Source organism: Methylophaga thalassica MP, from assembly GCF_000214595.1.
GTDB classification, from domain to species: domain Bacteria; phylum Pseudomonadota; class Gammaproteobacteria; order Nitrosococcales; family Methylophagaceae; genus Methylophaga; species Methylophaga thalassica.
Window position 1 is genome coordinate 559,324 of sequence record NZ_AFIG01000003.1, and the last position, 22,417, is coordinate 581,740.

At 45.7% G+C, this 22,417-nt stretch carries 22 protein-coding genes; 8 read left to right on the top strand and 14 right to left on the bottom strand.

Annotation, left to right across the window (positions count from 1 at the left end; translation table 11 throughout):
- Position 1: 1 nt before the first annotated feature.
- Together MAMP_RS14260 and MAMP_RS14265 are read right to left on the bottom strand one after the other, a co-directional pair.
- Complete coding sequence (locus tag MAMP_RS14260; protein WP_007146798.1) at positions 2 to 1,258, bottom strand: tyrosine-type recombinase/integrase; 1,257 nt, start codon at positions 1,256 to 1,258, stop codon at positions 2 to 4.
- Positions 1,259 to 1,609: 351 nt separating this feature from the next.
- The gene (locus MAMP_RS14265) at positions 1,610 to 2,476 is read right to left on the bottom strand and encodes a YicC/YloC family endoribonuclease (RefSeq protein WP_040576693.1); all 867 of its coding nucleotides are present in this window, start codon (positions 2,474 to 2,476) and stop codon (positions 1,610 to 1,612) included.
- A gap of 118 nt (positions 2,477 to 2,594) precedes the next feature.
- Between MAMP_RS14265 and rph the strand changes: the two genes are divergently transcribed.
- The 5 genes from rph to MAMP_RS14290 are packed head-to-tail and all read left to right on the top strand — an operon-like array spanning position 2,595 to position 6,082.
- A complete protein-coding gene (gene rph, locus MAMP_RS14270; RefSeq protein WP_007146800.1) occupies positions 2,595 to 3,314 on the top strand; it encodes a ribonuclease PH in 720 nt (239 codons plus the stop codon).
- Positions 3,311 to 3,916 carry an RdgB/HAM1 family non-canonical purine NTP pyrophosphatase gene (rdgB, locus tag MAMP_RS14275; RefSeq protein ID WP_007146801.1) on the top strand — a complete coding sequence of 202 codons (606 nt, stop codon included), beginning with the start codon at positions 3,311 to 3,313 and terminating at the stop codon, positions 3,914 to 3,916. The genes rph and rdgB overlap by 4 nt, the downstream gene beginning before the upstream one ends.
- Before the next feature lie 27 nt (positions 3,917 to 3,943).
- Positions 3,944 to 4,597 (top strand): hypothetical protein, encoded by a 654-nt coding sequence (locus tag MAMP_RS14280; protein ID WP_050797568.1) that lies wholly within the window; start codon positions 3,944 to 3,946, stop codon positions 4,595 to 4,597.
- Positions 4,597 to 5,751: a radical SAM family heme chaperone HemW gene (gene hemW, locus MAMP_RS14285; protein ID WP_007146803.1), complete on the top strand. Its 1,155-nt coding sequence runs from the start codon at positions 4,597 to 4,599 to the stop codon at positions 5,749 to 5,751. Before MAMP_RS14280 ends, hemW begins: the two co-directional genes overlap by 1 nt.
- Positions 5,752 to 5,791: 40 nt before the next feature.
- Entirely contained in the window at positions 5,792 to 6,082 is a 291-nt protein-coding gene (locus tag MAMP_RS14290; protein WP_007146804.1) for a hypothetical protein, read from the top strand.
- 30 nt (positions 6,083 to 6,112) lie between these two features.
- Here MAMP_RS14290 and MAMP_RS14295 read toward each other — a convergent pair whose 3' ends face one another.
- From MAMP_RS14295 to alaC, 4 genes are read right to left on the bottom strand one after another with little or no spacing between them, the layout of a single operon-like run.
- Positions 6,113 to 6,634 carry a hypothetical protein gene (locus tag MAMP_RS14295; RefSeq protein WP_007146805.1) on the bottom strand — a complete coding sequence of 174 codons (522 nt, stop codon included), beginning with the start codon at positions 6,632 to 6,634 and terminating at the stop codon, positions 6,113 to 6,115.
- 5 nt (positions 6,635 to 6,639) lie between these two features.
- The gene (gene thrC, locus MAMP_RS14300) at positions 6,640 to 7,782 is read right to left on the bottom strand and encodes a threonine synthase (RefSeq protein WP_007146806.1); all 1,143 of its coding nucleotides are present in this window, start codon (positions 7,780 to 7,782) and stop codon (positions 6,640 to 6,642) included.
- 34 nt (positions 7,783 to 7,816) lie between these two features.
- Complete coding sequence (locus MAMP_RS14305; RefSeq protein ID WP_007146807.1) at positions 7,817 to 9,130, bottom strand: homoserine dehydrogenase; 1,314 nt, start codon at positions 9,128 to 9,130, stop codon at positions 7,817 to 7,819.
- An 8-nt stretch (positions 9,131 to 9,138) separates the two neighbouring features.
- The gene (gene alaC, locus MAMP_RS14310) at positions 9,139 to 10,317 is read right to left on the bottom strand and encodes an alanine transaminase (RefSeq protein WP_040576629.1); all 1,179 of its coding nucleotides are present in this window, start codon (positions 10,315 to 10,317) and stop codon (positions 9,139 to 9,141) included.
- Between the two features lie 95 nt (positions 10,318 to 10,412).
- On the opposite strand from alaC, the gene MAMP_RS14315 reads away from it, so the two are divergent.
- From MAMP_RS14315 to MAMP_RS14325, 3 genes are all read left to right on the top strand, one after another.
- Positions 10,413 to 11,261 (top strand): HDOD domain-containing protein, encoded by an 849-nt coding sequence (locus tag MAMP_RS14315; protein WP_007146809.1) that lies wholly within the window; start codon positions 10,413 to 10,415, stop codon positions 11,259 to 11,261.
- Between the two features lie 76 nt (positions 11,262 to 11,337).
- Positions 11,338 to 11,871, top strand: a complete 534-nt coding sequence (locus tag MAMP_RS14320; protein ID WP_007146810.1) for a C40 family peptidase — start codon at positions 11,338 to 11,340, stop codon at positions 11,869 to 11,871.
- Positions 11,872 to 11,954: 83 nt separating this feature from the next.
- The gene (locus MAMP_RS14325) at positions 11,955 to 12,398 is read left to right on the top strand and encodes a DUF3617 domain-containing protein (RefSeq protein WP_007146811.1); all 444 of its coding nucleotides are present in this window, start codon (positions 11,955 to 11,957) and stop codon (positions 12,396 to 12,398) included.
- Between the two features lie 103 nt (positions 12,399 to 12,501).
- Here MAMP_RS14325 and lysS read toward each other — a convergent pair whose 3' ends face one another.
- From lysS to parE, 8 genes are all read right to left on the bottom strand, one after another.
- The gene (gene lysS, locus MAMP_RS14330; RefSeq protein WP_007146812.1) at positions 12,502 to 13,995 is read right to left on the bottom strand and encodes a lysine--tRNA ligase; all 1,494 of its coding nucleotides are present in this window, start codon (positions 13,993 to 13,995) and stop codon (positions 12,502 to 12,504) included.
- Positions 13,996 to 14,008: 13 nt separating this feature from the next.
- A protein-coding gene (gene prfB, locus MAMP_RS14335) for a peptide chain release factor 2 (protein ID WP_139031940.1) occupies positions 14,009 to 15,086 on the bottom strand; the annotation gives its coding sequence in 2 pieces (ribosomal slippage) (positions 14,009 to 15,031 and positions 15,033 to 15,086; 1,077 coding nt in all).
- A 110-nt stretch (positions 15,087 to 15,196) separates the two neighbouring features.
- Entirely contained in the window at positions 15,197 to 15,991 is a 795-nt protein-coding gene (locus MAMP_RS14340; protein WP_007146814.1) for a peptidoglycan DD-metalloendopeptidase family protein, read from the bottom strand.
- Between the two features lie 4 nt (positions 15,992 to 15,995).
- On the bottom strand, positions 15,996 to 16,571 hold the full coding sequence (locus tag MAMP_RS14345) for a YqaA family protein (RefSeq protein ID WP_007146815.1): 576 nt from the start codon (positions 16,569 to 16,571) through the stop codon (positions 15,996 to 15,998).
- Positions 16,571 to 17,230, bottom strand: coding sequence for a protein-L-isoaspartate(D-aspartate) O-methyltransferase (locus MAMP_RS14350; RefSeq protein ID WP_007146816.1), 660 nt, complete (start codon positions 17,228 to 17,230; stop codon positions 16,571 to 16,573). Before MAMP_RS14350 ends, MAMP_RS14345 begins: the two co-directional genes overlap by 1 nt.
- 1 nt (position 17,231) lies before the next feature.
- A complete protein-coding gene (gene surE / locus MAMP_RS14355) occupies positions 17,232 to 17,978 on the bottom strand; it encodes a 5'/3'-nucleotidase SurE (RefSeq protein WP_007146817.1) in 747 nt (248 codons plus the stop codon).
- Between the two features lie 171 nt (positions 17,979 to 18,149).
- The gene (gene parC, locus MAMP_RS14360; protein ID WP_007146818.1) at positions 18,150 to 20,387 is read right to left on the bottom strand and encodes a DNA topoisomerase IV subunit A; all 2,238 of its coding nucleotides are present in this window, start codon (positions 20,385 to 20,387) and stop codon (positions 18,150 to 18,152) included.
- 20 nt (positions 20,388 to 20,407) lie between these two features.
- Positions 20,408 to 22,309, bottom strand: a complete 1,902-nt coding sequence (gene parE, locus MAMP_RS14365; protein WP_040576630.1) for a DNA topoisomerase IV subunit B — start codon at positions 22,307 to 22,309, stop codon at positions 20,408 to 20,410.
- Positions 22,310 to 22,417: the final 108 nt, after the last annotated feature.

The window sequence follows — 22,417 nt, forward strand, 5'->3', positions numbered from 1 at the left end:
GTTAACGCCCTCCTGTGTTGTGCTGTGAAGTGTGCTCAAAGTTCACCAGCGGTTCAACCACATCAGCCACGGTTTGATGGGCAATACGGCGCTCTTCAAAGTAATCGTGTCGGTCGTAGATGCCCTCAACGCCTTTTAGCTTATGGTTAAGACAGCGTTCGGCCACGTTGCCTGCGATACCCAAAGAGGCGGCAAGGCTGCGAAAGGTGCGGCGCAAATCGTGTACGGTGAAGTGTTCAAGTTTGCCCATTTTATTGGGTGGCTGTTTTTTGCGACCCGGTTCTCGACCAAAGAGTTTAGAAATGGCTCGGTTCAGCGTATCTGGCCCCATATGGGGACGATGGCTTGCTCGTCTGGCCGGGAAAACATAAGGCGAGCCACAAGCGCGGATTTGCAGCTCGTTAAACCAAGCAATGGCTTGGCGCGGTAAGGGGATGCTGATTGGCACGCCGGTTTTGCTGCGTTCTTTGGGTAGATCCCACACGCCCGTGGTTAAATCCATTTCACGCCACATGGCTTCGCACAGTTCGCTTTTGCGCACGCCCAACACCAAAAACAGGCAGCAAGCGAGGTAGTTATCGCGACCAAAGCTATTGATATGGGTATGAAACACGCTAAAGGCGTAGTGAATTTCCTCTTTGCTGAGCATCCTGTCTTTACTGGACTCCACGCCACCGGCATCGTCCACGGTAAATGCTGCGGCGGGGTTGTTCAGCGTTAAGTCGAGCTTTATCGCATGTCGAAACAACTGCTTCATGTACATTAATGTGTCGTTGGCGATGGTAGGGCGGTTACTTTCTCGAATGCGCTCTAATACTTCTCGTACATGTGTGGGGCGCACTGCTTGGATAGGGAGTTGACCAATCACGGGTGCAATCTCTTTGGTAAAAACACGTTTGGGTATATTTGGGTGTTTTAATCGGCGACTTAAGTCTTTGGCATACCAGTCTTGAAACAGCTGGCTGACATTTTGGATCTCTGGGATGGTTTCAATAGCGCGAATTGCTAATGGATCTTCACCTTGCTGAAGTTGTAGCTGCATTTTAGACGATTCAAGTCGAGCCTCTGCTAAGGTCATGCTTGGATATTGACCGAGCGTGGCTTCTCGTCGTCCGTTTAGGCTGGTATACCTTAGCATCCAATACGGCATGCCAGATTTTCTTACGCAAAAATATAGGCCATTCCCATCACTGTATTTTTTGTTTGCTGTTGCGGTGCGAGCATAAGACTGCACCTGAGTTGCGGTTAGTTTTGCCATCGTTTGTTACTCTATATTCCTAAGAAATCGTTAAAATTTGCTCACCATTGCCCACCACTGTTTGTTTATCGATTGGTTCGATAGTTGAGTGATTGAACAATCTGCAAGCAGCACGATAAGTGGAGATGGCATAAGGCGGTGGTGAGATAGATGCAAAAATCTGCTCACCAGATGCCTTGACTTTTTGCTTATTGAGTCAAAAAAACAGGGCTTGCCCACCATTTTGCCCACCACTTAAACAGCAACTGGTAACGGACATCTGCAAACCGATTTGGACGGGAAAAATAAAAAAGCCCTGTATTTACAAGCAAATAACAGGGCTTTTAAGACATTCTTGGACGGGTAAAAAAACTATTCGATATTTTGGATCTGCTCACGCATCTGTTCGATTAATACTTTCAGATCAACTGAGTATCGTGTGGTATCAGTATCAATCGATTTAGAGCCTAATGTATTGGCTTCACGGTTTAATTCCTGCATCAGAAAATCGAGTCGGCGACCGATAGGCTCATTCCGTTTCAATGTATGTTTCACTTCATTCACATGATTCTGTAAACGATCGATTTCTTCTGCCACATCGGCTTTTTGCGCCAATAGCACCATTTCCTGCTCAAGCCGCTCTGGTTCCAGACTCACCTCAAGCTCAGCAATCCGGTCTGATAATTTTTGTCGATGGCTGGCAAGAATATCTGGCAGACGAATTTTAGTTTGTTCTGCAATATCGTTGATTTGCTCACAGCGTTGAATAATCATCTGTTCCAGCGCTGCACCTTCTCGCTCGCGGGTTGCCACTAAATCATCCAGCGCGTGTTTTAAAGAATTCAATACGGTTGCTTGTAAGGCATCCTGATCCAGACTTTCAGTCTGAATGACGCCAGGCCATTGCATCACCCGTAAGATATCAATCGGCGCCGCATTATCAGTAAAAGAAGCCAACTGTTGATAGTTTTCCATAACAGTTTTAGCCAGGCCTATATTCATTTGTAATGCATTCTGCGCTTGCTCAGGCACACGATAGCGTAATGCGACTTCCACCTTACCCCGACTCAGCGTGTCGCTGATCAGTTTGCGCATCGCCATTTCAAACGGACGAAAACTTTCTTCTAAACGAAAAGACACTTCCAGATAACGATGATTTACTGAGCGAATTTCCCAGCTCAAGCTGCCAAGCTCAGTTTGCTCCTCATGGCGGGCAAAGGCGGTCATACTTCGTGTCACAATCATGTCCTATTTCTGAATTAATCTGACATCTTACAGAAAACCATTGATAAAAAGCATCTGCGGCAGTGATTTAGGGCAGGTATAATAGGTTAAATTTGACTGAGGAAAAGCGAATATGCGTCCAAGTGGTCGTCAAGCCAATGAATTAAGACACGTCAATATCACCCGTAACTACACCAAACATGCCGAAGGCTCAGTACTGGTAGAGTTCGGTGACACCAAAGTACTTTGTACTGCAACCGTTGAAGAACGTATTCCACAATTCTTACGCGGTACAGGTGAAGGTTGGGTGACCGCTGAATATGGCATGCTTCCACGCTCTACCGGTAGCCGCATGCAACGTGAAGCGGCCAGAGGAAAACAAGGCGGCCGTACAATGGAAATTCAACGCCTTATCGGACGCTCATTACGCGCAGCCATTGATCTGAAATCATTAGGTGAGCGCAGTATTACCATTGACTGCGATGTGATTCAGGCCGATGGTGGTACTCGTACAGCCTCTATCACGGGTGCTTATGTTGCATTACACGATGCCATCAGCCATTTACTCAACACCAGAAAGCTGAAATCCAGTCCCCTACATGGTCAAGTTGCTTCAATTTCCGTTGGTATCTATAACGGCACACCGGTTTTGGATTTGGACTATGATGAAGATTCATCTGCAGAAACTGATATGAATGTGGTCATGAACGATGCAGGCGCTTATATCGAATTACAAGGCACCGCTGAAGGTCATGCCTTCCGAGCTGAAGAATTACAATCCATGTTGGATCTGGCTAGTCATGGCATCAGTCAGCTGATGGAAAAACAACGGGAAGTACTGGCAGTATCATGAAAAAAATCGTCTTAGCGACCGGCAATCAAGGCAAGCTTCGTGAGTTTGCAGAAATACTCGCCCCTCTCAAAATCGACATCGTCTCGCAAGCCGATCTTGGTGTCATTGAGGCTGAGGAAACCGGTTTAAGCTTTGTCGAAAATGCCATCATCAAGGCTCGCAATGCCTGTAAACAGACTGGCCTGGCAGCCATTGCTGATGACTCTGGTATTGAAGTAGATGCCCTGCGCGGTGCGCCGGGCATTTATTCTTCTCGCTATGCCGGTAAGTCTGCCACAGATAAAGACAATATTGCTGCTCTGTTAGACGCACTGAAAGATGTACCGGCTTCTGAGCGCAGCGCCCGTTTTCAATGCGTTATTGTCTTCATGCGTCATGCTGACGACCCGACTCCCCTGATATTTCACGGTAGTTGGCAAGGTCAAATAATGACGGAAGCCGTTGGTGAAGCAGGTTTTGGTTATGATCCGATCTTTTTTGTTCCCGAAACGGGCTGCAGTGCAGCAGAACTTAGCTCAGAACAAAAACATGCGATCAGCCACCGTGGCCAAGCAATGCATCGTTTTGTGGAAGAATTCCCATACAATCGCCATCAGTTTTGATCACATTTTTAGCTACTATTTAATGTGATGCTTCGATACCGGACTCCATTCATCACGCTATTTTTAGCTTTATCTGCTTGTTCATCCCCCTACGCTGAGCATCCTATAAAACCGATCCGCAGTAGTCAGAGCCTGAATGATATATGGGACAATGATTATCGTTTTTTTATTGGTCAGCCCACTCCCGATCGTTTTTCAGTCTGTCACAGCATGAGCTGCTATAAAATCAGTGAAGCGAGTATTAATAAGCAGGATTGGCAGGACATTCTCACATTGTTTGCCAACACCGACAGTGCTGAAGATGAACGACAAGCAGTTCAACAAGCCATTGCCAATTTAGAACACCTGGTCGGAATACAGATTGGCAGCCAGCATGATTTAGCTCGTAACCAGATAGCGTCTAATCGTTATGGTCAGATGGACTGTGTTGATGAGGCCACCAATACCAGTGTCTATCTGCGTATGCTTGAAAATGCTGGTGTTTTAACATGGCATACTACCGCTTCACGTATGTCACGAGGTATTTTTCAGGGTCAGGCGCCACACAACACGGCGACGATGATTGATACACAAACACAGATCCGTTATGCCGTAGACTCTTGGTTTTATGAAAATGGAAAAGCCCCAGTCATTATCAATCTGGATGAATGGATGTCAGGCTGGGAACCGGAACAACAATAATGTTCAACTTTACAAGCTTACCGCCTCTTAGTCTTTATATTCATGTGCCCTGGTGTGTGCGTAAATGCCCCTACTGTGACTTTAACTCTCATGATAATCATCAATCACTGCCAGAACAGGCCTATATTGATGCATTGATTCGCGACTTAGAACAAGAATTACCTCTGATTTGGGGACGCTCGATCAATACGGTCTTTATCGGTGGTGGCACACCCAGTTTATTTTCAGCAGAAGCGTATGACCGACTTTTCTCGTCAGTCCGTGCCTTACTGCCCTTGCAACATGATGCTGAAATTACTTTAGAAGCCAATCCAGGTACTGTTGAAGCGGGTCGTTTTAGCGAATATCGTGATGTCGGTATCAATAGGCTGAGTATCGGTATCCAGAGTTTTGATCAGGATGCACTGCAGTCTCTGGGCCGTATCCATGACAGCAAGCAAGCGATCAAAGCCGTGGAATATGCCCATCAGGCAGGGTTTGATAGTTTTAATCTGGATCTGATGTTTGGCTTACCCGGACAGGATGAGAAAAAAGCCAGGCATGATGTTGAAACCGCCATTGCCCTGGCGCCACCGCATATTTCTTACTATCAATTAACGATAGAACCCAACACGCTGTTTTATGCTCAACCGCCGAGTCTTCCGGATGACGATCCAATTTATGACTGGCAGCTTGCCAATCAGGCACGTCTGGCTGAAGCGGGTTATATGCAGTATGAAACCTCGGCCTACGCTCAAAAAGGCCATCAATGCCGCCATAATATTAACTACTGGCGCTATGGTGACTATATCGGCATTGGTGCCGGTGCTCATGGCAAAATCAGCAGTGCTTCTCCACAACAGATTCAACGGCGTGTTAAACAAAAACAGCCACAGAAATATATCGATACGGCAGGCACAGAAGCGGGATTGCTTGAGCAAACTTTCGTCAGCGAGGATGAGGTTGGATTTGAATTTATGTTGAATGCGATGCGTTTGCTTGATGGCGTTCCCACACCGCTTTTCCAGCAACATACTGGCTTGCCAATTTCTACAATAAAACAGGCTATGCAAAAAGCTGAACAGTTAGAATTATTGCAACATACTATCGAGAGAATTCGGCCGACAGAGAAGGGGCAACGTTATCTCAACAGTCTCATTGAGCTATTTATATAGGCATAGTATGCTTTTTGCACAAAGACATAAGGAAACGTTTATGGCAAACCGTTCTCTGCTAATTATTGGCACCGCATTATTGTTTTTTACCAACCTCTGTCAGGCAGAAGTGATTTCCATTACGGATCCCAGTTATGAGGTAGCTAATGATCCCTCAGGCATTGTCCGGCCCACCCGAGGAATGACAATGGTTCAGGTAAAAGAACAATTTGGGGAACCAGAGGCCGTCCGTCCGGCCGTCGGACAGCCGCCAATTACGCGTTGGGAATATACAAAGTTTGAGGTGGTGTTTGAGTACGACAAAGTAATTCATTCTGTTGTCGTCAAATAAATATCGAGACCACTAAATTAGATAGTCGCGTTAATCGTCCTGACTTGGTTCAGCATCAATATTCAAAAACCGTTTTAATGCCCATTTCGGCAGCGTTCCCATCCTTGCATGATGCAAAGAATCAGACTCAATAACAATCAACACCAATACACTGACTAGCGTTGGCAAAATTCCCAGACCACCGATCATGGCATAGACAGCTTCTTTCATCATGCCAAGATGCATATGACCGAGCACACCCAGGGTCGACACGCTGACAAGCAGTAGAAGAATCATCATAAAAAAACGACTCCAGCGACGTGCTACTTGCCAATGTGCCCAGACGAACTCACCCTCTTCACGTTTGACCCGACTCGATCGCCAGTAGGTATATCCCAGTGCCAAAAAAGAAATTAATGGCACCAGGAATAAATACTTCATATACGTTGGACCAAACGTAGATATCGCGGTAAACACCAGAATATGATTGCCAATCAGGTTGCTTAGAAAAATATCATGCGGCAACTTGGCACGTGCAATCTCTGTTTCGGTTGGTTCCGCGAAATGCGTCATATCGATTACGCCATATTGTTCAAAATGGCTTCACGCACGGCATCAAGCTCAGCATTTACGGTAACAACAGCAGATGTACTTTGTTTGATCGCTGTGTCAGGATCTTTTAAGCCGTGACCCGTTAAAGTACAAACAATAGTGCTGCCTTCAGGGATTTTGCCTGATTTAATATCACGCATAGCTCCCGCCAAAGATGTTGCTGAAGCAGGCTCACAGAACACACCTTCTTTTTCAGCTAATAACTTCTGCGCAGCCAGAATTTCTTCATCAGAGCATTCATCAAACCAACCGCCCGATTCTTCTTTCACCTGCCAGGCTTTATCCCAGCTTTGCGGGTGACCGATACGAATCGCTGTGGCGACTGTTTCAGGATCATCTACCATATGACCACGCATGAAAGGCGCACTGCCAGCCGCCTGATAACCAATCATCTTAGGACGATTTCCGACAATGGCACCACCTGCATATTTACATTTACCACCACAATAAGCACATGAATCGGTGACATGATCACCTGAATTACATGAATACTCACAGTAGCCAATCCAGTGAGCCGTAATATTACCGGCATTCCCTACAGGCAAGCAGTGATAGTCAGGCGCTCGACCCAGTTCTTCGACAATTTCAAAGGCCGCTGTTTTCTGTCCTTGTAAACGATATGGGTTTATCGAGTTCACAATGGTTACTGGTGCGTGTTCAGCGACTTCTTTGACTAACTGCATGCCCTGATCAAAGTTACCTTTGATTTGAATAACGGTTGCACCGTGCATCATTGCCTGGGCCAGTTTACCTTGTGCGATTTTGCCGTCTGGGATAAGTACAAATGCAGCGATGCCTGCACGTGCAGCATAAGCCGCAGCTGCAGCCGATGTATTACCTGTTGAGGCACAGATAATCGCTTTACTTCCCTCTTCTACCGCTTTGGTCACAGCCATGGTCATACCACGGTCTTTAAATGAACCCGTTGGGTTCAGACCTTCGTACTTCACATAAATATCGACATCCTTACCCAGCTCTTTGGTAATGTGGTTGAGCTTAATAAGCGGGGTATTGCCTTCACCAAGACTGATCAGGCGGGTATCGTCATTGACTGGTAAACGGTCGCGATAGCGCTCAATGAGTCCAGTGTAACGTGGTCGAAATGACATAATAATTTCCTCTAAATGAATTCTTTATACAGGCTTAACCACCGAGAGATTCCATGCGAATACGCATAATAGAATCCGGCACCGTATCCAATGCCTCAATTTGTGCAATGGCCTGGTCCATATTTTTCTCTACCACAGCTTGGGTCAACATGATAATCGGTACCATGCCTTCATGTTCTTCAGGCTGCTTTTGCAAGATAGCTTCAATATTGATGCCCTCATTGCTCAAAATACGGGTTATATCGGCTAAAACACCCGGCTTGTCCAAGGTATGAATACGTAAATAATACGAAGTCACCACTTCTGACATAGGCAGAATCGGCGTGTCTTTTAATGCATCAGGCTGGAAGGCCAAATGGGGTACGCGATTTTCAGGATCAGTGGTCAAAGCACGAACGATATCCACGATATCAGCCACAACAGCTGAAGCCGTGGCTTCTGAACCTGCACCTGCACCGTAATAGAGTGTTGGGCCAACTGCATCACCTTTCACCACAACCGCGTTCATCACACCATTTACATTAGCTAATAAACGACGCTGTGGAATCAGTGTCGGATGGACTCTTAGTTCCACACCAGCTGTGGTTTTCTTCGCAATACCCAGGTGTTTAATGCGGTAACCCAATTCATTGGCGTTCAGCACATCTTCTTGCGCTATACGGCTGATACCTTCGGTGTAGCATTTATCAAACTGCAACGGTATACCAAATGCAATGGAAGCCATAATGGTAAGTTTATGCGCCGCATCAATACCTTCAATATCAAACGTAGGATCCGCTTCTGCATATCCCAAGGCCTGCGCTTCGGCTAAAACGTCGGCAAAGTCACGACCTTTTTCCCGCATTTCAGTCAGGATAAAGTTACCTGTACCGTTAATAATGCCTGCCAGCCATTCAATACGATTACCAGCCAGGCCTTCACGCATGGCTTTGATAATCGGAATACCACCAGCAACTGCCGCTTCGAAGGAGATTGTGACGCCTTTTTCCTGAGCAAGCTCAAATAGCTCATTACCATGTATGGCAATAAGCGCTTTGTTGGCTGTCACGACATGCTTGCCATTTTCGATGGCTTTAATCACCAACTCTTTAGCAACACCTGTACCGCCAATCAATTCAACAACAATCTGAATCTCAGGATCGTTGATGATGTCAAAAGCATCATCCGTTAAATTGATAGCAGAAGTGTCACAGCCTTTAGGTTTATCAAGGTCACGATCAGCAGCGCGATATATTTCAATATCACGGCCTGCACGACGACTGATTTCTCTCGAGTTCCGAGTTAATACGTTGACAGTACCACTACCAACCGTTCCTAAACCCAGAATTCCGATTTTTACTGATTGCACTCTGCCCCCTACGGTTTTCTCATCATGTCACGGATCCCACGGATCGCCTGACGTGTACGATGTTCATTTTCAATCAATCCAAAGCGTACATAATCATCCCCGTACTCACCAAAACCAATACCTGGTGATACAGCGACTTTCGCTTCTTTCAATAATTTTTTACTAAATTCTAATGAGCCAAGCTCACGATATTTCTCAGGAATCTTCGCCCAGACAAACATGGTGGCTTTGGGTTTTTCTACCTGCCAGCCAATGGCATTCAGTCCATCACATAAAACATCACGACGACTTCTGTAAGTTTCCACAATTTCATCAACACAGTCCTGTGGCCCTTCCAGAGCGGTAATGGCTGCTACCTGAATCGGCGTAAACATACCGTAGTCCAGATAAGACTTCATTCGTGCCAAAGCAGCGACTAATGTCGGATTACCAGACATAAAGCCGACACGCCAGCCAGGCATATTGTACGTTTTTGACAGCGTATAAAACTCAACAGCGACTTCTTTCGCGCCCGGCACTTGTAAAATGGACGGCGCTTTATAGCCATCAAATACAATTTCACCATAAGCCAGATCATGAATCACCCAGATTTTATGCTCGCGAGCAAAGTCGACTACCCGTTGGAAAAAGTCCAAATCAACACATTGTGTTGTCGGATTACCAGGGAAATTCAAGACCAGCATTTTGGGTTTAGGCCATGAATCCTTAACCGATTTTTCCAGCTCAGCAAAAAAGTCGACATCAGGCGTCAATGGCACATGGCGGATATCTGCGCCCGCGATAACAAAGCCATAAGGATGAATCGGATAAGCGGGGTTAGGCACTAATACCGCATCACCAGGACCGACAGTAGCTAGTGCTAGATGCGCTAAACCTTCTTTAGAGCCGATAGTAACAATGCATTCAGTTTCCGGATCAAGTTCGACATCAAACTTACGTTTGTACCAGCCCGCGCAAGCTTTACGTAACCTGGGAATACCACGAGAAACCGAATAACGGTGGGTATCTGGCCGCTGCGCCGCCTCGACCAGTTTTTCTACAATATGTGCGGGTGCAGGGCGATCGGGGTTACCCATGCCAAAATCAATGATATCCTCACCACGCGCACGTGCTTTTGCTTTCAAATCATTTACAATGTTGAAAACGTAGGGCGGAAGGCGTTTAATTCTTGGAAATTCGTCGTTCAACTGAATACCTGCGATAAGCTAAAAACTGTCGGCAAACTAAGCAAAATAACTGAAATTAATAAACACTTCAAATTCATTTATCAGAAGCGATTACTATGAGCCAGCAAGACCTATTTTATAACAAAATCCTGAAAGATCTTGAGGACGGTAAACTTCTTCTACCGACATTGCCAGAAGTGGCCTTGAAGGTGAGAGAAGTTGTCGATGATCCAGATGCCACTGCAGTGCAATTGGCAGATATTATTGTAACCGATCCTGCCCTGTCAGCGCGCTTATTAAAAGTTGCCAATAGTCCGCTATACCGTGGCCGAGTCCCGATTGAAAGTATCCACATGGCCGTGCCAAGACTGGGACTTACAATGGTGCGTAATATCGTTACCAGTCTGATGATGGAACAAATGTTTAAAGCGACCAATAAACGTTTGGAAAAACGTTTAAAAACACTCTGGGAGCATAGCACTAAGGTTTCTGCGCAGAGTCAGGTGCTGGCCAGCAAACTTCCCAAAATGAATACAGATGAAGCGATGTTAGCGGGCTTAATTCACTCCATCGGCACACTCCCTATTCTAATGCAGGCCCAAGACGAACCCGGTTTATTAGAAAATCCGCAGCGTTTAGACCAGATTATCGATAATCTTTATCCGCGTATTGGCGCAGCAATCCTCCGCAAATGGGAATTTCCACAAAGTTTGGTTGAGGTCGCCGCTGAACATAAAAATCTCAATCGTAATAGTGGTCCTTCCGGTCCTGATTTAGTCGATGTGGTGCAAGTTGCCTACCTTCAAAGCTTATTTGATACTGAAAAAGCACTAGACCCGCTCACATTAAATAAAGTGATTTCTTTCGAGAAAGTGGGTGCAGATACAGGTCTGACTGTGTATGAAATTGATGAGAATAGTGAAGAATATCTGGAAGCATTAGCTTTATTTAACATCAAACCTTAAAACTAAATTTATGCATAAGGGGCAGTCATACTGCCCTTTTTGTTTATTTGGAAGCAAAGAGACAGAACTGTGTAATATGCATATTCTCCACTTAGAGATTAATCGGTTAAACCGCTATTTATGGCGCTTCATAATTCTGTCTTTACTCAGTCTGCTTGCTGCTTGTCAGACGAGTCCTCCCAACTATAGTTATAGTTCTCCACCACAAGCCATCGCATCGCTTGATCAGCAACAAACGCTTAGTCTGCTGTATCGTCAATATCAACAATGGACTGGCACACCTTATCGTTTAGGTGGTAACAGTCGCTCAGGTTTAGATTGCTCTGCTTTTGTACAGCAGACGTATCAAACACTGTTTGGTATCACTATGCCCAGAACAACGTCGCAACAAATCTTGCAGGGGCATCCGATAAAACGAAGTGAACTTGAATCAGGTGACTTGGTTTTTTTCCGTAAGGGCAGTCATGTCGGGATTTATCTGGAAGACGATAAATTTTTGCATGTGTCGACCAAAATCGGCGTTACTATTTCCAGCATGCACAACAGCTACTGGTCACGTTATTTTTGGCAAGCGGTGCGTGTCAAGCCTGTTATCACTATTTCACCATAGACGCATTGCTATATTGAGAAACTCGCGGCAATATGTGCGAGATTCATTATTCAGTGATGTATAAAACTCTAGGAGAACGTCTCATGTTTCAACGCGCTTGTATGTTACTGATCTGTTTTAGTCTGACTACTATCAGTTTCCCCGTTCTTGCTGAAACACCTAACCTCCAACCTGGCATTTGGGCTCATACCACGACGACAACCATCGAAGGTCCGATGTCACTGCAACCACAAACCAGCACTAATCAGGAATGTCTGACCCAGGCTCAGATTGATAAAGGTGTGAATATGTTGGAAATACCTCAGCAGTGTATTGTTCAACAAGTAAAGGTATTACGGGATACCGCTGACTTTGCTGTTGACTGTGATATTCAAGGTATAAAAAATCACTTTATCGGCCATACTAATTTCCACGGTGATCATATGGATGGTCAAATGAGCAGTGAAATGAATAGTCCGATGGGGGTGATGGTAATGAAGATGAACTTTACCGCAAAACGGATTGGGGCATGTCCGGCGTCAGAATAAAAAAGCTGTTGGGGTTCGTGCCTCTTACAACCTCCCCCTGCAATAAAACAGAAACAAAAAAGGCGAGTCAAAACTCGCCTTTTTTATTAACTAATTTATAAAACTATTCAGGACGCATATGCGGGAATAACAAGACGTCCCTTATAGAAGGTGAGTCTGTCAGTAACATCACCAGTCGATCAATACCGATACCCTCACCCGCGGTAGGTGGCATACCGTATTCAAGAGCACGAATGTAATCGGCATCATAATGCATCGCTTCATCGTCACCGGCGTCTTTTTCTTCCACCTGTGCTTTGAAACGTTCCGCCTGATCTTCGGCATCATTAAGCTCTGAGAAGCCATTGGCTATTTCACGACCACCGACAAAGAATTCAAAGCGATCTGTTACAAACGGATCATTATCATTACGACGCGCTAATGGTGAGACTTCGGTTGGATAAGCCGTGATGAAAGTCGGATCCATTAAACGGTGTTCAACGGTTTTTTCAAAAATCTCAATCTGGACTTTACCCAAACCATAACTGTCTTTCAGCGCGATATCTAATGATTTAGCGATTGCACGTGCAGACTCAATATCATCCAGTTGTTCAGCTTTTAATTCAGGATTGAAATGCAGAATCGACTCTTTCACGGTCATTCGGGTAAAGGGTTTGGCAAAATCAATGTCTAAACCTTGATAGTGCACTTGCGTTGTACCCAACACATCTTGCGTGATGGTACGCAGCATATCCTCAGTCAAATCCATTAATTCATGGTAGTCAGCATAGGCTTGGTAAAACTCCACCATGGTGAATTCTGGATTATGACGAGTCGATAAACCTTCATTACGGAAGTTACGATTGATTTCAAATACGCGTTCGAAACCACCGACTACCAAACGTTTCAGGTAAAGCTCTGGGGCAATACGCAAATATAAGCCCATATCCAGCGCATTGTGATGTGTCGTAAATGGACGGGCTGTGGCACCACCTGGAATTGCCTGCATCATCGGTGTTTCCACTTCCAGATAATCCTTGCTCATCAGGTAACGACGAACACCATCAACAATTTTGGTACGAATACGGAACACATCACGACTGGCTTCGTTCATGATTAAATCAACATAGCGTTGACGATAGCGTGTTTCCTGATCCGATAATCCGTGGAATTTTTCTGGTAACGGTCTGAGCGATTTTGTTAAAAGCTGAATACTATCAACATGCACCGACAACTCGCCTTTCTGGGTACGAAATAGTGTGCCTTCAGCACCGATAATATCGCCTAAATCCCAACTTTTAAATTGCGCATAAACACCTTCCGGTAATTCATCGCGTGCGACATACAACTGAATATTGCCTGACATATCACGAATGGTGGCAAAACTTGCTTTACCCATGACTCGCTTGGTCATCATACGGCCGGCAATCTTCACGCGTAATGGATTTGCCTTTAATTTTTCAGCATCCCACTCTGCGTATTCTGCCTGTAATTCAGCGTTCATTACATTACGACGGAAGTCGTTAGGAAAAGCATTGCCCTGCTCTCTTAAGTCGGCCAGTTTTTCACGGCGTTGGGCAATTAATCGGTTTTCGTCCAATTCTGTTTCATTTGTCATTCGGGTTTCCAGCTTATAATCCTGATTTGAGTGAGGCTTCAATAAATTGGTCCAGGTCACCATCTAAGACCGCTTGCGTATTGCCGGTTTCGACGCCTGTACGCAGGTCCTTGATGCGGGACTGATCGAGCACATAAGAACGTATCTGACTGCCCCAGCCAATATCTGACTTCGACTCTTCAGCAGCCTGTTTCACTTCGTTTTGTTTCATCAACTCCAGTTCGTACAGTTTCGCGCGTAACTGGTTCATTGCACGGTCTCTATTCTGATGCTGCGAGCGTTCGGTCTGACATTGCACCACCGTATTGGTAGGTACATGCGTAATACGAACAGCAGAATCCGTCGTATTAACATGCTGACCGCCGGCACCACTGGAACGATAAGTATCGGTTCTCAGATCTGCCGGGTTGATATCAATTTCAATGGTGTCATCCACTTCCGGATAAACGAATACCGATGCAAATGAGGTATGGCGACGCGCACCAGAATCAAACGGTGACTTACGAACCAGGCGGTGTACACCGGTTTCGGTCCGCAGCATACCAAAGGCATATTCGCCTTCAAACCGGACTGTGGCACTTTTAATACCCGCCACCTCACCAGCAGAGACTTCCATCAATTCGACTTTATAGTCTTGTGACTCACCCCAACGCAGATACATACGCAAAATCATATTTGCCCAGTCTTGCGCCTCAGTTCCACCAGAACCTGACTGAATATCAAGATAGGCATTGTTCTTATCCAGCTTACCGGAGAACATGCGTTGAAATTCCAGCTTTTCCAGACCTTTTTCTAATTCATTCAGATCAGCCTGGATCGCATCAAACGTGGCCTGATCATTATCTTCAACGGCTAATTCGAGTAATTCTTTTGCATCATCCAGCATGTCACGATGGCCGGATAAGGTGGTGACAATTTTTTCTAAACTTGCACGTTCCTGCCCTAGTTTCTGGGCAGTTTCCGGATTTTCCCACACACTGGGCGACTCCAGTTCGCGCGTGACTTCAATTAATCGTTCAGCTTTCTCATCATAGTCAAAGATACCCCCTAAGATCGTCACTGCGATCCCGTAGGTCTTTGATTCGCTGCATCGTTGCGCCTAGTTCCAAAGGTAACCTCTAGTAAATTTGATTGAACTACCGGCGAATCCGGCAAGCCACATATTGTAGCTGATTTGTCATAAAAATGGCGTACCCAGCGTTTATTGTTTGGGTAGAAAACGTTGTGGATCGACAGGTTTACCATTACGACGAATTTCAAAATGCAGTTGGTATCGCTGAGTACCAGTCCGGCCTAATGTGGCAATCTTTTGCCCAGACTTCACAACCTCGCCCTCTTTCACTAACAAACGTTCGTTATGCGCATAGGCACTCAAGTAAACATCGTTATGTTTTATAATCAATAAGTTGCCATATCTCGGCAAACCATTACCACTGTAAACCACTTTTCCTGAAGCGGCGGCGACTACCGGTTGCCCGGCTTTTCCAGAAATATCAATACCCTTACCACCTGAACTGCTATTGGAATATGTCGCAATCACCAGTCCATCCGTCGGCCAGCGCCATTGCAAGTTCTGGCTGCCCGTATAGCTGGAGTTTGTTGACGCAGTTGCTGGCTGGGAAGTTGGCTTCGCTTGTGTTTTAGGTTTTGGTACAGGCGTCATCGGCTTGGTCACTACTTTTTGTTTGCTGGAGCTGGAACTGGACGGCGCCCTAGTACTTGACGTAGAACCTCTGAATTTTAACTTTTGTCCGACGTATATGGTGTAAGGAGACCGAATGCCATTAATACGCGCCAATTCCTTGTAATCCATTCCATAACGCCAACTTATGGAATACAGAGTATCGCCTTTTTTGACCGTATAAGAATAAGGCGTTTTGGCTATTTTTCGCTGATTGCTTTCATAACCATAGGAACCAACTGGCGCCAACGCCCGGCTTCCACCACCACAGGATGTTAAGGTAAAAACCAGTAGTAACGGCCAGATCCATTGCATAAATTTATATGAAGATAAAATAACCTATCACCAGTGCTAACACTGTAAACCAGCCAATACGATCAATCCATAAATGAAGTTTTGACTCTAACTCAGCACCGCCCCAACGCATTAAAGCCGCCACCAGAAAGAAACGCATTCCCCGCCCAACCAAAGAACCAAATATAAATGGTAATAGGGCCATGCTGGCTACACCGGCCGCAATAGTAAAAATTTTAAAGGGAATCGGCGTAAACCCAGCAAGAAAGATGGCCCAGATTCCCCACTCATGAAACCACTCGGCAGCATGGGTGTAAGCATCCATATAACCTAGAGACACCAGCCAGGGTTCAACCATATTAAAAGCAAACAAGCCAATGAGATACCCTAACAGTCCACCTAAAACTGAGGTCACTGTGGTTAAAGTAGCCAGAAACCAGGCACGTTCTGGTCTGGCTAAGGTCATCGGTGCCAGCATTACATCGGGTGGCACAAGAAAACAGGAAGACTCGGTAAAACTGACCAAAGCTAACCAGTAGGTCGCGTACTTATGTCGGGCCCATATCATCACTTGTGCATACAAACCTGAAAATAAGCGCATTAAATCTGACCACTCAATAGAGGAACAAAACTGACAGGGTCTAACTCCGTTTCTTCGTACCTGTCACCCTGACGATCAATCACACGTAGAGACTGACCCTGACTTGTACCAACCGGTATCACCAGACGTCCACCCGGCGCTAACTGTTTTAATAATTCTAATGGGATGTGTTCAGGCGCACAGGTCACAATAATACCGTCATACGGTGCATACCATTCCCAACCCCAGTTACCATCACTGTGTTTGAGTTTTATATTATTGAGTTTAAGTTGATAAAAACGTTCGCGAGCCTGATTTTGCAGCGGTGAAATTCGTTCAACACTGTAGACCCGTTCAACCAGTTTAGATAACACCGCTGTCTGATAACCGGAACCCGTTCCGACTTCCAGAATTTTCTGGCGTGGCCCATCTTCGAGCAGGATTTCAGTCATTTTTGCCACAATATATGGCTGTGAAATAGTCTGACCATGACCAATCGGCAAAGCCGTATCTTCATAAGCACGGCTGGCTAAAGCTTCATCGACAAACAAATGTCTTGGCATCTCACGAATGACAGAAAGCACTTCATTATTCTTGATTCCACGCTCCTGTAATCGAGTTACCAATCGATCGCGTGTGCGCTGTGAGGTCATGCCGATGCCTCGGTAGTCGGTTTTCATTTCAGATATCTTTCAACCAGTTGGCAACGCCATCAATAGCATCGTAGCGTGTTAAGTCAATTTGCAAAGGAGTCACAGAAACAGCACCGCGCCGGATAGCATCAAAATCAGTTCCTGGACCCGCATCTTCCTCTTCACCAGCAGGGCCAATCCAGTACATCATACGACCACGTGGATCCACTTCTTTAATGACAGGCTCGGCTTTGTGACGATGGCCAAGTCTGGTACTTTCAATACCGGTAATTTCGTCAATAGGTAAATCCGGCACATTCACATTCAGAATCGTATCAGCGGGTAATGCAGATAACTTAAGTTGGGCAACAAGTTTCTTGGCTACCCAAGCTGCTGTCTCGTAGTGAGTGCCATTATGCGATGTGAGTGATATAGCGATTGCTGGCAAGCCAAGAAAACGTCCTTCCATGGCCGCCGCTACCGTACCAGAGTAAAGCACATCATCACCCAGATTGGCGCCAGCATTAATACCCGACACCACCATATCCGGTTCATCCTCCAGTAAGCCTGTAATCGCCAGATGCACACAGTCTGTCGGCGTGCCTTCAACGCGATAGACGCCATCTTCTTGTTGTTCAAGTCTTAGCGGATTTTCCAGTGTCAGTGAATTGCTGGCACCACTTCTGTTTCTATCAGGGGCGACAACGGTGATCTCCCCCAGTTCTGCCATCGCTTTTGCCAGAGTGCGAATGCCTTTCGACATATACCCGTCATCATTGCTTATCAGGATTTTCATTAGATTGTTTGGTCTTTAAGCTCTTGTTATTTAAGCGCTCATATCTTAACAAGATTGAGCAGCGATCGTTATAAAATCACGCAAAAACAGTCATGTGGCTGAATAAAGAATACTTTGGCTGTTCTTCAACGCTATCAGCGTCATATGACATCGTTGTCACGGTAATGAAATTTATTCAGCGACTTCCATGCCACTGACTTTCTGTAAGCCGCGTGGAAGCTTATGTCCTCTTTTACCACGACTGCCTTCATAATGGGCTAAATCAGCGGCTTTTAACGTTAAATGACGTCGGCCAGCATGTAAGGTGAGCCCCTGTTCATTAGGTACTATAACGACGGCTTGCATCCATTCTTGACCCGAAGTGAATTTCGCCTGAGGAATATTGATCAAACGAACCCCTTTGCCCTTATTCATTTCTGGAATGTCATCAGCAGGAAACACCAGTAAACGACCATCGCCGGAGGCTACGGCAATCTGTGTTTCTTTACTGTCAATAAATAACGGTGGCAGCAAAGCAGCGCCTTTTGGAATATTAAAAATGGCCTTACCTGCTTTATTTTTAGCCAATAAATTATCAAGCGTAGTAATGAATCCGTAACCTGCCGTATTGGTCAGTAAGACTGACTGTTCAGGTTCAACTACCATCACAGCCACAAACCTGGCCTCGGCAGGTGATTGTAAACGCCCGCTTAATGGTTCACCCTGACCTCTGGCAGAAGGGAGCGTGTGTGCTCCCAGCGAGTAACTACGTCCAGTATCATCCAGAAACACAATCTGTTGATTACTTCTGGCTTTTACTGAAGCAAAATAACGATCACCTGTACGGAAATTTAACGAAGCAGGATCAACATCATGACCTTTAGCAGCGCGTACCCAACCACTTTCAGATAACACGATGGTCAATGGTTCTGTCGGTAATAACTCGGTGGCATTTAATGCTTTTGCGGCCTTTCTTTCAATGATGTTTGAGCGTCTATCATCACCAAATTTTTCTGCATCAGCCGTCAATTCTTTTCGAATAAGTGTTTTTAGGCGTGTGTCTGAGCCTAGTAATAATTCAAGCTGTTTGCGCTCTTTACTCAACTCATCCATTTCGCCACGGATTTTCATCTCTTCCAGCTTGGCTAAATGGCGTAAACGCAGTTCTAAAATGGCTTCGGCTTGTCTGTCAGTAATACCGAATCGTTCCATCATCACTGCTTTGGGTTCATCTTCAGTACGGATAATCGCAATGACTTCGTCGATATTCAGATAGGCAACGAGTAAACCTTCCAGGACGTGCATGCGATCCAGCACTTTATCCAGACGATATTGCAAACGACGACGAACCGTTTCTACACGATAGGCCAACCATTCCTGCAGCATATCCAACAGATTTTTCACCTGCGGACGACCATCCATGCCAATCATATTCATATTGACACGATGGCTGCGTTCTAAATCAGTCGTCGCAAATAAATGCGACATCAGGCTGTCGATATCGACACGGTTGGAACGAGGCATAATGACCAGACGAACTGGATTTTCATGATCCGACTCATCGCGCAAATCGGCTACCATCGGTAATTTTTTTGCCTGCATCTGAGCCGCAATTTGCTCCAGCACTTTTGCCCCGGACACCTGATAGGGCAACTCATAAATGATGATTTCACCTTCTTCTTTTTTATAACATGCCCGTTGTTTTATCGAGCCATGCCCGGTGGCATACATTTTATGAATTTCATCGCGACTGGAGACGATTTCAGCTCCGGTTGGGAAATCCGGCCCTTGAATATCTTCAAGCAAATCTTCCAGAGTACTTTTGGGTGTTTTTAACAGGCGTAAACAGGCATTAACTACTTCACGCAGATTATGAGGAGGCACATCAGTGGCCATCCCCACAGCAATCCCTGTCGTACCGTTTAATAATAGGTTGGGCAGCCGGGCTGGCAACAATGACGGCTCATCCATGGTGCCGTCAAAATTCGGCACCCAATCCGCTGTGCCCTGTCCCAACTCACTTAATAAAACCTGCGAATAAGCTGCCAGACGCGCTTCGGTATAACGCATTGCAGCAAAAGATTTAGGGTCATCGATTGAGCCCCAGTTTCCTTGTCCATCAACTAAGGGATAACGATAAGAGAACGGCTGCGCCATTAATACCATGGCTTCATAACAGGCAGAATCACCATGCGGATGGTATTTACCTAACACGTCACCGACGGTTCTGGCTGACTTTTTATGCTTGGATAAGGCACTCAGACCGAGTTCAGACATTGCATAAATAATCCGCCGCTGAACAGGTTTTAGACCATCGCCAATATGCGGTAATGCACGGTCCAGAATGACATACATCGAATAATCCAGATACGCTTTTTCAGTGAAATCGCGTAGCGGCATATTCTCCAAATCATCGACGAAAGTAGTCATGGGTTATATCTCTTTATCATTTATAAAGCGGCCAGATCCGCTAAATCACCGTGTTGTTCAAGCCAGGACTTACGATCAGCAGCACGTTTTTTAGCCAAAAGCTTATCCAGCGTCATCATCGTATCGTCTTCAGCATTAATGGTCAGTCTAATTAAACGTCGGGTATCAGGTGCCATCGTTGTTTCACGCAGTTGCATGGGATTCATTTCCCCTAGGCCTTTAAAGCGCTGTGTACTGACTTTACCTTTGATTTTGTCTTTTTCAATTCGGTCGAGAATAATCTTACGTTCTTCATCATCCAGTGCGTAGAACACTTGTTTACCGACGTCAATGCGATATAGCGGTGGCATAGCAACGCAGATATGACCTGCTTCAACCAGGGGGCGAAAATGTCTGACAAATAACGCACATAATAAGGTGGCGATATGGGCACCATCTGAATCCGCATCGGCTAATATACAAACTTTACCGTAACGTAAGCCCGACAAATCATCAGAACCGGGATCCACACCAATAGCGACGGCAATATCATGGACTTCCTGAGAGGCCAGCACCTGTCCTGGTTCCACTTCCCATGTATTCAGAATTTTGCCACGTAATGGCATGATGGCCTGAAACTCTCTATTTCGGCCTTGCTTGGCACTCCCGCCAGCCGAATCCCCTTCCACTAAAAATAATTCCGTACGCGAAGGATCCTGAGAAGCGCAATCCGCTAACTTACCGGGCAGCGCCGGACCAGACTGTACGCGTTTGCGTACCACTTTTTTCGCCTGCTTTAATCTGGACTGCGCATTATTAATTGCCAAATCGGCAATTTTTTCACCATCTTCTACATGATGATTCAACCATAAACTAAAGGCATCTTTCACCACACCAGACACAAAGCCAGCACATTGACGAGAAGATAAACGCTCTTTGGTCTGACCGGAGAATTGGGGATCCTCTAACTTGACGGATAACACATAACAACAACGCTCCCAGACATCTTCCGGTGCTAACTTCACACCTCTTGGCAATAAGTTACGAAACTCACAAAATTCCCGGAGTGCTTCCAGTACGCCACTACGTAAGCCATTAACATGGGTTCCACCCTGAGCTGTTGGAATCAGGTTGACATAACTTTCTGCCAACTCATCGCCAGGTTCCAGCTGCCACATAAGCGCCCAGTCCACTTCCTGTGACTCTTCACTCATATGACCAACAAAAGGCGTTGCAGGAACACAGGGTGCATCGGTCATCGCCGTAGAAAGGTATGAATTTAAACCATCTTCGTAGCACCAGCGATCTTCCACTTTCTCCTTACCAGATAAATCAGTAAAGGTCACCACGAGGCCGGGACATAAAACGGCTTTTGCTCGCAGTACATGTCTTAGTCTGGGGACAGAAAATTTAGGAGAATCAAAAAACGGTTCTTCAGGCCAGAATCTGACAGTGGTGCCAGTATTTCGTTTACCCACCGTGCCGATTTCATTCAAGGCCTCAACCAAAGCACCACTTTCAAACGCAATTTGATACTCGGTAGCGTTTCGACGAATTTTGACTTCCAGACGCGAGGACAATGCATTAACAACAGAAACACCGACACCATGCAAACCGCCGGAAAAGCGGTAGTTTTTGTTGGAGAATTTCCCCCCCGCATGTAAGCGCGTGAGAATAACTTCAACACCTGGAACACCTTCTTCCGGATGAATATCAACCGGCATACCACGACCATCATCACTGACTTCCAGTGAATTGTCCTTATGTAAGGTAACCTGAATTTGTTTCGCGTGGCCTGCTACCGCTTCGTCAACACTATTATCAATGACCTCTTGAGCAAGATGGTTGGGACGTGCTGTATCGGTGTACATGCCTGGTCGTTTACGGACAGGCTCTAGCCCCGTCAAAACCTCAATGGCAGATGCATTGTATGTATTCGTCATTATTGAGATATCTACCTAAAATTGTTCCCACCGAAGGTTAGCAGGATAAAAGCCTAACAGACAACACAGAAGCAACATATCTGTGAAAAAAAACCGGTTTAATCCGAA

Bases quoted from the DNA above. Each gene is read 5' to 3' on its own strand.
- parE (WP_040576630.1), bottom strand. From the start codon at position 22,309: ATGACGAATACATACAATGCATCTGCCATTGAGGTTTTGACGGGGCTA.
- MAMP_RS14325 (WP_007146811.1), top strand. From the start codon at position 11,955: ATGTTTCAACGCGCTTGTATGTTACTGATCTGTTTTAGTCTGACTACT.
- rdgB (WP_007146801.1), top strand. From the start codon at position 3,311: ATGAAAAAAATCGTCTTAGCGACCGGCAATCAAGGCAAGCTTCGTGAG.
- parC (WP_007146818.1), bottom strand. From the start codon at position 20,387: ATGACTACTTTCGTCGATGATTTGGAGAATATGCCGCTACGCGATTTC.
- MAMP_RS14320 (WP_007146810.1), top strand. From the start codon at position 11,338: ATGCATATTCTCCACTTAGAGATTAATCGGTTAAACCGCTATTTATGG.
- thrC (WP_007146806.1), bottom strand. From the start codon at position 7,782: ATGTCATTTCGACCACGTTACACTGGACTCATTGAGCGCTATCGCGAC.
- surE (WP_007146817.1), bottom strand. From the start codon at position 17,978: ATGAAAATCCTGATAAGCAATGATGACGGGTATATGTCGAAAGGCATT.
- MAMP_RS14350 (WP_007146816.1), bottom strand. From the start codon at position 17,230: ATGAAAACCGACTACCGAGGCATCGGCATGACCTCACAGCGCACACGC.
- hemW (WP_007146803.1), top strand. From the start codon at position 4,597: ATGTTCAACTTTACAAGCTTACCGCCTCTTAGTCTTTATATTCATGTG.
- MAMP_RS14260 (WP_007146798.1), bottom strand. From the start codon at position 1,258: ATGGCAAAACTAACCGCAACTCAGGTGCAGTCTTATGCTCGCACCGCA.
- MAMP_RS14295 (WP_007146805.1), bottom strand. From the start codon at position 6,634: ATGACGCATTTCGCGGAACCAACCGAAACAGAGATTGCACGTGCCAAG.
- MAMP_RS14280 (WP_050797568.1), top strand. From the start codon at position 3,944: ATGCTTCGATACCGGACTCCATTCATCACGCTATTTTTAGCTTTATCT.
- MAMP_RS14345 (WP_007146815.1), bottom strand. From the start codon at position 16,571: ATGCGCTTATTTTCAGGTTTGTATGCACAAGTGATGATATGGGCCCGA.
- rph (WP_007146800.1), top strand. From the start codon at position 2,595: ATGCGTCCAAGTGGTCGTCAAGCCAATGAATTAAGACACGTCAATATC.
- lysS (WP_007146812.1), bottom strand. From the start codon at position 13,995: ATGACAAATGAAACAGAATTGGACGAAAACCGATTAATTGCCCAACGC.
- MAMP_RS14315 (WP_007146809.1), top strand. From the start codon at position 10,413: ATGAGCCAGCAAGACCTATTTTATAACAAAATCCTGAAAGATCTTGAG.
- MAMP_RS14340 (WP_007146814.1), bottom strand. From the start codon at position 15,991: ATGCAATGGATCTGGCCGTTACTACTGGTTTTTACCTTAACATCCTGT.
- MAMP_RS14290 (WP_007146804.1), top strand. From the start codon at position 5,792: ATGGCAAACCGTTCTCTGCTAATTATTGGCACCGCATTATTGTTTTTT.